This window comes from Methylorubrum suomiense (genome assembly GCF_022179765.1).
Taxonomy (GTDB): Bacteria; Pseudomonadota; Alphaproteobacteria; order Rhizobiales; family Beijerinckiaceae; genus Methylobacterium; species Methylobacterium suomiense.
This window is the reverse complement of sequence record NZ_BPRE01000005.1, coordinates 1-13269: the sequence shown is the minus strand read 5'-3', so window position 1 is coordinate 13269 and position 13269 is coordinate 1. Positions and strand designations below refer to the sequence as shown.

Sequence of the window (13269 nt, the reverse complement as noted above, 5' to 3'; positions counted from 1 at the left end):
GACAGGATCCTGCATACAGATTTGGCGCGTCCAGACGGGCTCTCGTCCGGCCCGCTAACCTTGAGTGTCAAGGTGGGACGTCAGCGGCGACCGCCGACCTCGTCGAGATGCTCAAGCAGCATCGCCGGATCGTCGTAGACCCGTACCGCGCCGGAGCGCTCCAGCTCCTCTGTGCCGTAGCCCCCCGACAGGAGACCGACGCCGAGGCCGCGGCAGCGCCGGGCGGCCAGCATGTCCCAGATCGAATCGCCGACGATCACCGCATGCTCGATCGGTGCGTCGAGCCGTTCGGCGGCCGCCAGGAACAGGTCCGGATCGGGCTTGGCGTATTTCACGTCGTCCCGGGTCACCACCGGTACGCGTCCGGGGTCGACGCCGAGGGCGAGAAGGTTGTGGCTGGCGGTCTCCATCCGTCCGCTCGTGGCGATGGCCCAGGGAATGCGGTTGTCGGTGAGGGTCTGGAGGAGTTCGCGGGCGCCGGGCAGCGGCACCACGCCCGTCGAGAGGCGGCCATAGGCTTGTGCGTGAAGACGGCGGAGCCGGTCGATACGAGCCGGATCCATGTCGAGGCCGGTTTCGCGGAGCAGCTGATGGGTGAAGAGGCCGCCGCTCATCCCGATCTTGCGATGAATGCGCCAGACCGACAGCGGGATGCCCTCCGCGTCGAGCGCTTCCTTCCAGGCGAGCACGTGCTGGTAGACGCTGTCGACGAGCGTGCCGTCGAGGTCGAACAGGAAGACGGTCTCGATGCGCATGGTGGCCTCCGGGAATCCCTTGGGACAACGGGTGGCCCCCCGAGGCGATGCATCCGCACGGCGCCGTCGATACGCCGGGTCTCGCCCGTCGTGAGATTTCGGAGCGCGTACGGTTCGGGCATGCCTTCCGTGTCCTGGCCGGATCGCCGGAGCAGCACCGGAGGTATGGGGTCGAACGCGGAAGGCCGGGGATGAAGCGGGGTGACGCCGATTGCGCAGGCCTGCCGCGACGGGCCCGGCATTGACCCGCGGGACGCACCGCGCTTTGCCTGCGCTCAGGTCCGCCATGCTGTTCACCCATCTCGCCGACGACCTCTTTCGCCCGCTTGCCTCGCCGAGCCGCGTCTTCAACGCGGCCCTGCTGCTGCACCTGCATGCCACGGTGTTCGGCGACGCCGCCGAGCCCCTGCGCAAGGCGGACCTGATCGTCGCCATCGGCGAATTCTCCGCCGATTGGTCGCAGGCCGAGATCGCCGATGACGAGACCGCACCGGCCGATCCCATCGAGCGCCGCTCCTACGTCTATCGGCGCCTCATCGAGGCAGGCTGGCTGGTCGAGCGGCGCGAACGCTACGTGCCGGTGGTCGATTTCGACCCTGAGGCCCGCATCCTGATCGAGGAATTGGCCCGGATCGACCGGGGCGAGACTCGATCCTACGGGGGGGCGGTGCTGGAGGTGCTGGGCGCCCTCGAGAGTGCCATCGCCAACCCGGCCGACCGCTCGGAGGCCCTGCGCAACGCCGCCAAGGCCGCCCGCACCTTCCTGGCGCACCTGCGCGGACTGGCCGGCGGCCTGCGCAAGGTCGAGGAGCGCATCCTGCGCGAGCAGAATGTCGGTGCCGCCCTGCGCCTCTATTTCGAGGAATTCGTCGAGCGCCACCTCGTCTCCGATTACCGGACGCTGCACACGCGCTTCAATCCGTTCCGCTTTCGCTCCGGGATCGTGCGCGAGGCCGGACGGGCTTTGCGCGATCCGCTGACCCTCCGGGTGCTCGCCGAGGGCAATCTGCGTGAGGGGCGCGCCGGGGATCTGGCTGCCGCCGAACGCATGGTGCGGACCGATCTCGTGGAGATCCTGGCGATCTTCGAGGGACTCGACCCGCATCTCGACGCCGTCGCCGCGGTCGTGGCCCGGCTGGAGCGGCGCATCGCGGCGACGCTCCGCTACCGCGAGCCCCGCGACGCGGACCGGATCGAGCGCGTCGCCGCGGCCCTCCGCGCGGCGGGCGCAGCCCCGGACGCGGCGTTTGCCGACATGCCGGCCCCGGAGGTCTCGCTGCTGCGCCCGCCGATCGGCCCACCGCAACTCACCAACCCGCGCATGCCGCGGCGCGCCATCGAGTCGGAGCCATTGCCGGAGATCGAGACCGATCCGGCGATCGAGGCCTTCGTGCTCGCCAAGGACGCCTTCCGCCGCCGCACCACCGTGACGCCGGAGCGGATCGCGGCGTTCCTCGACGCGCGGCTGAAGCCCGGGCGAAGCCTGCGCGGCTCGGACATCGCGATCGCGGATGTCGATGCCTTCGTGGTGTTCCAGCGTCTGCGGGAGATCGACGTGCTGTTCGACGGGGCCCTGCGCGCGCGCTACCGCCTCGCACCGGGGGAGGGGCGGCTGACCAACGACTGGATCGACTGCCCGGATTTCACGATCGAGCGCGTCGCCGAACCGAAGGGCCGGCGCGGGGCGCCCGCCGAAGCCGAGACCCGCGAGAACCGCTGATCCCCATGCTCGACGCCTTTCGCGCCATTCTCGACGGGGACGAGCCGCCCCCGCCCGGCAGCCCCGTACCGAGCGAGGAGGAACTGACCCGCGCCCTCCAAGTGATCCTCAAGGGGCAATGCATCTACGCCGCGACATCCGGCATCGGTCGCTCCTACGAACTCGCGCGGCACTACGCGCCGTTCTTCCGCGATTACTTCGCCTGCCTCGGCTACCGCTTCGAGGTGGCCCACCGCGATCAGATGGTGTTTCTGGCGCTGCCTCCCGAGGGCGTGCGCCACGACGCGCAAGGCGAGCGGTTGCGCAAGGACGAGACCCTGGTTCTGCTGGCCCTACGGCTGGCCTACGAGGAGGGGCTTCGCGACTCCCGGGTCGCCACCGACGGCACGGTGGAATGCACCACGGACGACATCGCCGATTCGATCCGCTCCGCCGCCCGCTCGGACCCGCCCGACGAAGCCCGTCTCATCGAGATCCTGCGCCTGTTCTCCCGAAAGGGCGCCCTGCGGCTGGGCGAGCGCGACCGCCTGGAGCGGGTGACGCCGCTCACCGTCATGCCGGGGATCGCGGTGCTCTCGCCGGATGCCTGGATGGATCAGGTGCGGGCCTGGGCTTCCGCCGGGGAGGGGCGGAGCGGCGCGGGGTGAGACGGCGGTTCTGCCCACCGCCCCCAAACCGATCCCCTCATCCTGAGGTGCCCGCCTCGGCGGGCCTCGAAGGAGGGCTCCAGGGATCGCGCGATCGGCTGGAGGTCTCCTTCGAGGCCGCTACGCGGCACCTCAGGATGAGGTTGCATGTCGGAGGGAAGCGGGGGAACCGACTGGTTCCACCTCCTGCGCCCACGGGACGGCGGAGAAAGCCCGTTCCAGGTAAGAAATCAGCGCGCTCACCCGCGCCGGTCGCGGCAGGCCGGGCGGCATGACGAGGTTCAGCGCGATGGGCGGGGGCTGCCAGTCGGGCATCACCCGTTCCAGCCGGCCCGCGCGAAGGTCGTCCCAAATGGTGAAATCCGGCTGGACCGCGAGGCCGAGCCCGGCCCGGAGCGCGGGCGCGAGGGCGTCGGCGTTGTTGGCGCGCAGCGGCCCCTCCGGCACTACGGACGCGGCGGCGCCGGACGCGTCGGCAAAATGCCAGCGGTCCGGGGTCGGCAGATAGGCGTAGCCGAGGCAGGAATGGCGTCGCAGGTCGTCCGGGTGCTCCGGCCGGCCGTGTCGGTCGAGGTAGCCGGGGGTGGCCACCAGCGAGCGGCGTACGCCGCAGAGCCGCCGCACCCGGAGCGAGGAATCGGCCAGCGCCGCGATCCGCAGGCCGAGATCGAAGCCGCCGCCGACGAGATCGACTTGGGCATCCGAGAGATGCAGGTCGACGGAGACCTGCGGGAAGGCCGCCAGGAAGTCCGGAAGCACCGGCGCCACGTGGGCCACCCCGAACGACATCGGCGCGGCGAGCCGCACCCGCCCCCGCGGCGCACCGTTGGCGTCGAGCGCCCGCGCCTCCGCCGCCTCGCCGGCCGCGAGCAGGTTGGCGGCATCCTCGCGGGCGGCCCGGCCGGCCTCCGTCAGGGCGAGGCGACGCGAGGTGCGGTGGAACAGGCGTGCGCCGAGCCGCGCTTCCAGCCGCGCCACGGCCTTCGACACGGTCGCCTTCGACAGGCCGAGATCGTCGGCGGCACGGGAGAAGGACAGGCCTTCCGCGACCGTGGCGAAGACCGCCCAGGCCTCGAAATCCGGGAGACGGGTCATTCGCAAATTCCGAAACGATACGTTTCGATCGTTTCTGTTTTCGCGGGACAAGGCAAGGGCCAGATTGGGCTCACGCGGATCAGCCAAGATCCTTGAGCAGCGATCCTTGAGACAGGAGCCACCCCATGTCCGAGCACGGCATCCACCACGTCACGGCCTTTTCCGGCCCGACCGCCCGCACCGTCGATTTCTACACCCGCGTGCTCGGGCTGCGCCTCGTCAAGAAGACCGTCAATTTCGACGATCCCGGTACCTATCATCTCTACTTCGGTGACGAGGCCGGTACGCCCGGGACGATCCTGACATTCTTCCCCATCGAGCACGCGGCTCCCGGCCGCGTCGGGGTGGGCCAAGTCTCGGAGACGGCGTTCCGCGTGCCCAAGGCATCGATCGGCGCCTGGGCCCACCGCTTCGTCGCGATGGCGGTCGCCCACGAGGCGCCGGTGCAGAGTTTCGGCGAGACGGTTCTGCATTTCCGCGATTCCGATGGGATGCCGCTCGCCCTCGTCGGGGTCGAGGGGGCGGAGAGCGAGGCTGCCTGGGCAGCGTCCGGCATCGCCCCCGATCAGGCGATCCGCGGGTTCCACGGTGTGACCCTGCTCCTGCGCGCGGCGGGGCCGACCGCGGCGATCCTGACGGGCGTGCTCGGCTACGAGACTGTCGGCAGCGAGGGCACGCAGACCCGGCTGAAGGGCAGCGCCACTCTCGGCGGGTTCGTGACCCTGCGATCGGTGGGCGATTTCCTGCCCGGTCGCCAGGGGGCGGGCTCCGTCCATCACGTCGCCTTCCGGGCCGCCGACGATGCGGCGCAGGAGGCGATGGCGGAGGCGCTGCGCCGGGATCACGGGCTCTCCGTCACCGAGCAGCGGGACCGGCAATACTTCCGCTCCATCTACTTCCGGGAGCCGGGCGGGGTGCTGTTCGAGATCGCCACCGACGCACCGGGCTTCGCCATCGACGAGCCGTCCGACGCGCTGGGCACCACCCTCAAGCTCCCGCCCTTCCTCGAGCCGCATCGCGGGCGGATCGAGGCGGTGCTGCCCAAGGTGGCGTGACCGCCCGGCGCGGGTCATCGGGCTCCCTTCTCCCCGAAAATGGAGAAGGGAGCCGGAGACGCCGACATCATCGACGCGAGAAACCATCGCTCTCCACGGAGGAGGCCATCATGACCATCCACACTCTCGCCGGCTTCCATCACCGCTTCGAGCCCGGCGCCGATTCCGCAGCCCCGCCGCTTCTCCTGCTGCACGGCACCGGCGGCGATGAGAACGACCTGATCGGTCTCGGCCGCGCCCTCTCGCCGGGTTCCGCTCTGCTCTCGCCGCGGGGTCCGGTTCTGGAGAGCGGGATGCCCCGCTTCTTCCGGCGGCTCGCCGAAGGGGTGTTCGACGAGGCGGATGTCCGCCGTCGCGCGGGGGATCTTGCCGCTTTCGTGGCGCAGGCGCGGGCGGAATACGGGCTCGCGGCGCCGGTGGCCGTCGGCTTCTCGAACGGCGCCAACATCGCCGCGGCAACGCTTCTCCTGCATCCCGAAACGCTGGCCGGGGCGGTGCTGCTGCGGGCGATGGTGCCGCTCTCGGAGCGTCCCTCCGTCGTTCTCGGCGGGCGTCCGGTCCTGCTGCTGTCGGGCGCCCTCGATCCGATCGTGCCCACGGACAACGCGGCGCGGCTCGCGGACGACCTCCAAGCGGCCGGGGCGGAGGTGACCCACACGGTCCAGCCCGCGGGGCATAACCTGTCGCAGGCGGATCTCGCCGCCGCCGCCGACTGGTTGTCGCGCCGCTTCGCGCAGGGCGCGACCCTCGCCTGATCCTGTCGTCCCGCTTCTCTCCGCGCGGGGAGCGGGGCGGCCATCCCCCGGTGTCGCCGGCCCGGCCCTTGCGCGGGCGGGCCGCAGCGTCCATGCCCCTGACCCTCCGGGCAACCACAGGGGCTGGCGGGCGCGCCGTGTATCGCCTCACCGACATCGCGATCTCGAACTGGTACCTCATCCGCCGCGAGCAGATCCGCATCCGGGGCGCGGCGGCGCTCGTCGGTCCGACAGGGGCCGGCAAGTCGACGATCTTCGACGCCGTCGGCACCGTCCTGGCCGGCAACAATGCCAGCCGTCTCGCGCTCAACGCCTCCGCCTCCGGCCGCTCCGCCCGCACCGTCCGCGATTACTGCCTCGGCTGGATCAGCGACCCGGCCGAGGGCGGACGCCCGACCCGCGAGGCCTGCGAGACCGTCATCGCTCTGGTCTTCGAGCATGCGGGCAGCGGGCGCATCGTCACCGTCGGGCTGGCGCTGGCGGCGCGCGCCGAGGAGCCGAAGGAGGAGACGCTCTCCCGCTTCGTCGCCGTCGGCCACCGCTTCGAGATCGCCGACTACGTGCGCGAGACCGACCAGGGCAGCTTCGTCGCGCCCTGGTCCGAGATCGCCGCCGATCTGCGTCGCCGCTCCGAGACGTTCGAGGAATACCGCACCTCGGGCGAGCGCTTCACCGCCGCCGTGCTGGCGACCCTGCGCGAGGGCGCGCCCGTCCCCGATCCGCGCCAGTTCCTGCGCACCTTCTCCAACGCGGTCGCCTTCAAGCCGATCTTCGACACCAGCGCCTTCGTCCGTTCCTTCGTTTTGGAGCCCGAGCCGTTGGATGTCGCCCGCATCCGCCAGTCGATCGAGACCTGGCGACGGCTGCTCGAGACGATCGAGGAATTGGAGAAGCGCCTCGCCCATCTCGATCGTCTGTGCAAACGCTACGAGGAATGGGCGCGGGCGAGCCTCGCGGCGGCTCTCGACGAGGTTCGTGCCGCCGGCGCGGATCTGCGCCGACGCATTCTCGATTGGGCCGGCAACCGCGAGGCGCTGGCGGAAGTAGCCGAGCGCCTGCGCATCGCCCGCGAGAGCGTCGCGACCAGCCAGGGCTTCGTGCGCGAGATCGATGCCGAGATCGCGGCCCGGAAAGCGCTCCTCTCCGGAAGCGCGGCGGAGGCGCGGCTCGCCGCCTCGAATGCCGGCCTCGCGATGCTCGCCCGCGACCGGCGCGACCTCACCGTGCGCCTCGGCCACGTGGTCGGCCTCGTTCAGGATGCCGGACGTCTCGCGAGCGTGAGCGCGACTCTGCGCCGGGTCGCGCCCGATGCCGTCCGCATCGTCGAGGCCTGCGCCCGCTCGGGGCTGCGCCGCGAGGCCCCGCCGGAGGAGACGCTCAGGGCCGGCGGTCCGCTGGCGGGCCTCTTGGAAGGGCTCTGGCAGATGCCCGACCTGTCGCTCTCTCTGGAGAGTGCCGCGGAGGATCTCGGCCTGAAGGCGCGCGAGCGCGAGAACGAGGTGCGCGCCCTTTCGGCCCAGGTCCAGTCCGGCCGCTCCACCGCCGCCCGACTGTCGGCCGATACGGACGCGTTTCGCGAGGAGTTGGGCCGGCTCGGCATCGAGGCGGTGCCGATCTGCGAACTCGCCGAGATCGTCGATCCCAAATGGGGGCCGGCGCTCGAAGGCCTGCTCGGCCGCGCCCGCGAGGCCCTGGTGGTCGAGCCCGACCGGCTCGACCGCGCCTTCGCACTCCTCGACGCGCGCAAGAACCAGTTCTTCCGCTGCCTTCTGGTCAAGACCACCGACACCGCCCGCCGCGCCGCGCGGCGCATCGACGACGGGCCGATGGGTCTGATCGAGACCGACAGCCCCCATGCGGAAGCATTCCTCGCGGCCCGGCTCGGCGGCTACGACCTCGCTCCGGACGATGCCGCCCTGGCCCGCATGGGCCGGGCGGTGGCGCCGAGCGGGCGCTCGACCTCCGGCATGGCCTATTCGGTGGTGCGCCCCGTGCCGCTGATGATGACCCGCGGCCAGCGCGGTCCCACGGCCGAGACCCGTCGGCGGCTGGAGGAGGCGGAGATCGAGGCCCGGAGCCTGCGCTCCGAGGCGAACGTGATGCGCGAGGCCGCCCGCATCGCCGCGCAGCTGCGCGCGCGCCTGGCCGAGACGCCCGTGGACGTGGCGGCCCTGCGAGAGGAGGCCGATGCCATTGAGGGCCGCCGCCGCACACTGACCACCGAGCAGGAGGCGGTGGCCAAGGCCGACAACGGCGCCATTGAGGCAGAGCTCAAGGAACTGGCGCGGGAGCGCTCGGCCTACCTCACCGAACTGGTGCAGGTGCTGGAGCCCAAGCGCGACGCCCTGCTGGCCGAGGAGGCCGGGCTGAAGGCAAAGCGGAACCAGGGCCGTGAGGCGGCCCGCGCCGCCCTCGCGACGTATCGCGCGGCGGTGAAGCGCTGGAGTTCCGGCGACACCGTGCGCATCCGCCTCGCCGGGCCGGCGCCCGCCGATGCGCCGGGGGTGACGGACGGGATCGCCGGGGCGCGGGCCGCCCGGGCCGATCTCGACGCGAAGGCGCTCGCCGCGCTGGCGTCCCAGGCCCGCGCGACCGCCCGCGAGGCGACCGAGACCGCCCGTCATCAGGGCCGCGCCGCGGAGCGCGATCTCACCGAGTACTGCGCCGCCTGGCGCGTCGAGAACCCGCTGGGCTCCGGCGAGACGCCGGCCTCGTTCGGCTATGCCTGGGCCGTGCGCGCCCGCGACGAGGTGGCCGGGCACGAATTGCGCCGCTACCGCGATCAGTCCCTGCGGGCCGAGGCCGAGATGCGGCGGCTGATGACCGAGGATCTGCTCACGCGCCTGGCCGACAAGTTCGAGCGGATGCAGGCCCGCCTCGACGCGCTCAACGAGCGCCTGTCCTCGCAGACCTTCACCGGCCAGACCTACGCCTTCGAGGCGGCCTTGGACCGGCGCTACGCCGCCGTCCATCAGCTCGCCACCGAGGTCGCCCGCTCGCCCGATGCCGCCCAGGCGGTATTGCCCGCAGCCGAGGACGGCGCCCCGGCCGGGAACGCGCATCTCGCGGCGGCGCTCGCCGAGATCACGGCCCTGATCGAGGGCGAGGAGAACGCCGTTCGGCTCGCCGACTACCGCAATTACTTCGTCTACGAGATCGGCATGAGGGACCGGGCGGGCAACCGCACCACCCTGTCCAGCCGGGCCCTGCGGGGCTCCGGCGGCGAAGCGCAGGCGCCGTTCTACGTCGCGATCGCCGCCTCCATGGCATCCGCCTATTATCCCGGCGACCGCCCCGGCGAGGACGCGCCGGGCCTGGGCCTGTGCCTGCTCGACGAGGCTTTCTCGAAGCTCGACGTGCGCAACAGCCAGTCGCTGGTCGATCTGTTCGCCGGTTGGGGCCTGCAGCTCCTGATCGCCGCGCCGGAGGACAAGCGCACGACGTTGACCGAGGTGATGGACACCGTGGTCACCGTCTACAAGAGCCCGGATCTGACGTCGGTACGAATCGAATCGGAGCACCCGCTCGAAACGGCCAAGCGCGCGTTGGCGGCGATCAATCCGGAACGTCAGGGAATCGAGGCCTTTCGCATCTCCGACGCCGCCGAATAGAAGAAAGCGCGCGAAACACGCCCGCGGAACGTCAAATCCGGGCCGATCTTCACCGAACTTTATGCCCCACGGGCATTGACGCCCCCGAGTCCCCCGTTTAGAAGCGCGCCACTCCGGTGGATCGAGAGTCGCTTTCGGGTCGAGGCCAGGGGCTTCGGCGACCGTCGTCAGACCGATACCGGCACCATACCCTGACGTACTCGTCAGATCAGCGGGTAAGAACGCGTCGGTTTCCGGCGTGATCCTCTGCCTCACCATCGTCAAAGGCCCTTACCGGCCTCTGGCGCTATTCGTTTTGCCGCGGGTTCTCCCGCGGTGCGGGCGCCCCGCAAGGGGCTTCGACAGTTCAGACTTTGGTCGCTCGAGGGCGGCCGGATGAAGAGGGCACAGGATGCCGACGATCAACCAGCTGATCGCCCAGCCGCGTAAGGCGCAGAAGGCGCGCAACAAGGTGCCGGCGCTCAACGCCTGCCCGCAGAAGCGCGGCGTCTGCACCCGCGTCTACACCACGACCCCGAAGAAGCCGAACTCAGCGCTTCGTAAGGTCGCCAAGGTGCGCCTGACCAACGGCTTCGAGGTGATCGGCTACATCCCCGGTGAGGGCCATAACCTTCAGGAGCACTCCGTGGTCATGATCCGCGGCGGCCGCGTGAAGGATCTTCCGGGTGTGCGCTACCACATCCTCCGCGGTGTGCTCGACACGCAGGGCGTCAAGAACCGCAAGCAGCGCCGTTCGAAGTACGGCGCCAAGCGTCCGAAGTAAGTCGCTTCGGACGGTCGTTTCCACGGCCTCGCAAGGATGTCGCCGGCGTCATGCTCAAGGCGGCCTGCGCGAGGTGCTTAAGTCGATATTTCTGAGAGCAAACAGATGTCCCGTCGTCACTCTGCCGAGAAGCGCGAGATCATCCCGGACCCGAAGTACGGCGATGTCGTTCTGACCAAGTTCATGAATTCGATCATGTACGAGGGCAAGAAGTCGACCGCCGAGCGGATCGTCTACGGCGCCTTCGACATCGTCGAGAACCGCGCCCGGGCCAACCCGATCGAGGTGTTCCGCGCTGCTCTCGAGAATGTCGCTCCGGCGATCGAGGTCCGCTCCCGCCGCGTCGGCGGCGCCACCTATCAGGTGCCGGTCGAGGTTCGCACCGAGCGCCGTCAGGCCCTCGCCATCCGCTGGCTGATCCAGGCCGCCCGCGGCCGCAACGACCGCACCATGATCGAGCGCCTGTCGGCCGAGCTGCTCGACGCCGCCAACAACCGCGGCAACGCCGTCAAGAAGCGTGAAGACACCCACCGGATGGCCGAAGCCAACCGCGCCTTCTCGCACTACCGCTGGTAATTCGCCTGTCGAGCGCGGCCAAGGGGCCGCGCTCCTAGCCCGCTTCTTCCGGAGAGACCCCGATGCCCCGCACGCACGCGATCGAGGACTACCGCAACTTCGGCATCATGGCCCACATCGATGCCGGCAAGACCACGACGACCGAGCGGATCCTGTACTACACCGGAAAGTCCCATAAGATCGGCGAAGTCCATGAGGGCGCCGCCACGATGGACTGGATGGAGCAGGAGCAAGAGCGCGGCATCACCATCACGTCCGCCGCGACGACCTGCTTCTGGCGCGAGAAGCGCCTGAACATCATCGACACCCCCGGCCACGTCGATTTCACCATCGAAGTGGAGCGCTCGCTCCGCGTGCTCGACGGCGCCGTCTGCGTGCTCGACGGCAACCAGGGCGTCGAGCCCCAGACCGAGACCGTGTGGCGCCAGGCCGACAAGTACGACGTGCCGCGCGTCGTGTTCGTCAACAAGATGGACAAGATCGGCGCCGACTTCTTCAAGTGCGTCGCCGACATCATCGGCCGCGTCGCCGGCAAGCCGGTCTGCCTCCAGCTGCCGATCGGCGCGGAGTCGAACTTCAAGGGCGTGATCGACCTCATCAAGATGAAGGCGATCGTATGGTCCGGCGAGGCGCTCGGCGCCAACTTCTCCGAGGAGGAGATCCCGGCCGATCTCGCCGATCAGGCTGCGGAATACCGCACCAAGATGATCGAGGCCTGCGTCGAGCTCGATGACGACGCCATGACCGCCTATCTCGACGGCGTGGAGCCGGACGAGGAGACGCTGCGCAAGCTCGTGCGCCGCGCCGTGCAGCTGCGCGCCTTCCATCCGGTGCTGTGCGGCTCGGCCTTCAAGAACAAGGGCGTTCAGCCGCTCCTCGACGCCGTCGTCGACTACCTGCCGTCGCCGGCCGATCGTGGCGAGATCAAGGGTCTCGACTTCAAGACCGAGGAAGAGGTGGTGCGCCGTCCTAGCGACAGCGATCCCTTCTCCATGCTCGCCTTCAAGATCATGGACGACCCCCACGTCGGCACGATCACCTTCTGCCGCGTCTATTCGGGCAAGGTCGAGTCGGGTGCCAACGTCATCAACTCGTCGCGCGACAAGAAGGAGCGCGTCGGCCGCATGCTGCTGATGCATGCCAACAACCGCGAAGACGTGAAGGAAGCCTTCGCCGGCGACATCGTCGCGCTGGCCGGTCTCAAGGACACCCGCACCGGCGACACGCTGTGCGACCCGAAGGACGCCGTCATCCTCGAGAAGATGGAGTTCCCGGAGCCCGTCATCGAGATCGCCGTCGAGCCGAAGTCGAAGGCCGATCAGGAGAAGCTCGGCATCGCGCTCTCGAAGCTCGCCGCCGAGGATCCCTCCTTCCGCGTCTCGACCGATCAGGAATCCGGCCAGACCATCCTGCGCGGCATGGGCGAGCTTCACCTTGACATCAAGGTCGATATCCTGCGCCGCACCTATAAGGTCGACGCAAATATCGGTCAGCCGCAGGTCGCCTATCGCGAGAAGCTGACCCGCCGCCAGGAAATCGACTACACCCACAAGAAGCAGACCGGTGGTACCGGTCAGTTCGCCCGGGTGAAGTTCGTGGTCGAGCCGAACGAGCCGGGTGCCGGTTTCGCCTTCGAGTCGAAGATCGTCGGCGGCGCGGTGCCGAAGGAGTACATCCCCGGCGTCGAGAAGGGCCTCAACTCGGTCCTCGGCGCGGGCGTGCTCGCCGGCTTCCCGGTGGTCGACGTGAAGGTCGAGCTGATCGACGGCGCCTACCACGACGTCGACTCCTCGGCGCTCGCCTTCGAGATCGCCTCCCGCGCGGCCTTCCGCGAGGCGCTGCAGAAGGGCGGTTCGGTGCTGCTCGAGCCGGTCATGAAGGTCGAAGTGGTGTCTCCCGAGGAGTATACCGGCTCGGTCATCGGTGACCTGAATTCCCGCCGCGGCCAGATCCAGGGCCAGGACATGCGGGGCAACGCCAACGTCATCAACGCGATGGTGCCGCTGGCGAACATGTTCGGCTACGTGAACCAGCTGCGCTCCTTCTCGCAGGGACGCGCCAACTTCACGATGCAGTTCGATCACTACGAGGAAGTGCCGCGCGGCGAGGCCGACAAGGTCATCGCCAAGTACGCCTAAGCCCACTTTCTCTTCCGCAACTGATTACGAATTGAGGAGGCCCCGATGGGCAAGGAAAAGTTCAGCCGCACGAAGCCGCACTGCAACATCGGCACGATCGGTCACGTCGATCACGGCAAGACGTCACTGACGGCGGCGATCACGAAGGTTCTGG

11 protein-coding genes are annotated in these 13269 nt (G+C 69.7%); 9 read left to right on the top strand and 2 right to left on the bottom strand.

What is annotated here, in order from left to right; translation table 11 throughout:
* Nucleotides 1-80 precede the first annotated feature (80 nt).
* A complete protein-coding gene (locus MFF26_RS08975) occupies nt 81-755 on the bottom strand; it encodes an HAD family hydrolase (protein ID WP_137827437.1) in 675 nt (224 codons plus the stop codon).
* 286 nt (nt 756-1041) lie between these two features.
* Between MFF26_RS08975 and MFF26_RS08970 the strand changes: the two genes are divergently transcribed.
* Together MFF26_RS08970 and MFF26_RS08965 are read left to right on the top strand one after the other, a co-directional pair.
* A complete protein-coding gene (locus MFF26_RS08970; protein WP_137827436.1) occupies nt 1042-2475 on the top strand; it encodes a Wadjet anti-phage system protein JetA family protein in 1434 nt (477 codons plus the stop codon).
* A gap of 5 nt (nt 2476-2480) precedes the next feature.
* Entirely contained in the window at nt 2481-3122 is a 642-nt protein-coding gene (locus MFF26_RS08965) for a DUF4194 domain-containing protein (RefSeq protein ID WP_137827435.1), read from the top strand.
* Nucleotides 3123-3254: 132 nt separating this feature from the next.
* On the opposite strand, the gene MFF26_RS08960 is transcribed toward MFF26_RS08965, so the two are convergent.
* Nucleotides 3255-4217, bottom strand: coding sequence for a LysR family transcriptional regulator (locus MFF26_RS08960; RefSeq protein ID WP_137827434.1), 963 nt, complete (start codon nt 4215-4217; stop codon nt 3255-3257).
* Between the two features lie 125 nt (nt 4218-4342).
* On the opposite strand from MFF26_RS08960, the gene MFF26_RS08955 reads away from it, so the two are divergent.
* The 7 genes from MFF26_RS08955 to MFF26_RS08925 all read left to right on the top strand — a co-directional run.
* Nucleotides 4343-5272: a ring-cleaving dioxygenase gene (locus MFF26_RS08955; RefSeq protein WP_137827433.1), complete on the top strand. Its 930-nt coding sequence runs from the start codon at nt 4343-4345 to the stop codon at nt 5270-5272.
* 110 nt (nt 5273-5382) lie between these two features.
* Nucleotides 5383-6027, top strand: coding sequence for an alpha/beta hydrolase (locus MFF26_RS08950; RefSeq protein WP_137827432.1), 645 nt, complete (start codon nt 5383-5385; stop codon nt 6025-6027).
* Between the two features lie 137 nt (nt 6028-6164).
* Nucleotides 6165-9638 (top strand): SbcC/MukB-like Walker B domain-containing protein, encoded by a 3474-nt coding sequence (locus MFF26_RS08945; protein ID WP_137827596.1) that lies wholly within the window; start codon nt 6165-6167, stop codon nt 9636-9638.
* Nucleotides 9639-10029: 391 nt separating this feature from the next.
* Nucleotides 10030-10401: a 30S ribosomal protein S12 gene (gene rpsL, locus MFF26_RS08940; RefSeq protein ID WP_004447775.1), complete on the top strand. Its 372-nt coding sequence runs from the start codon at nt 10030-10032 to the stop codon at nt 10399-10401.
* Nucleotides 10402-10506: 105 nt separating this feature from the next.
* On the top strand, nt 10507-10977 hold the full coding sequence (gene rpsG / locus MFF26_RS08935; protein WP_137827431.1) for a 30S ribosomal protein S7: 471 nt from the start codon (nt 10507-10509) through the stop codon (nt 10975-10977).
* Between the two features lie 62 nt (nt 10978-11039).
* Entirely contained in the window at nt 11040-13115 is a 2076-nt protein-coding gene (gene fusA, locus MFF26_RS08930; RefSeq protein WP_137827430.1) for an elongation factor G, read from the top strand.
* Nucleotides 13116-13160: 45 nt separating this feature from the next.
* Nucleotides 13161-13269, top strand: a 109-nt coding sequence (locus MFF26_RS08925; protein ID WP_238307958.1) for a GTP-binding protein, incomplete at its 3' end; no start/stop codon positions are given.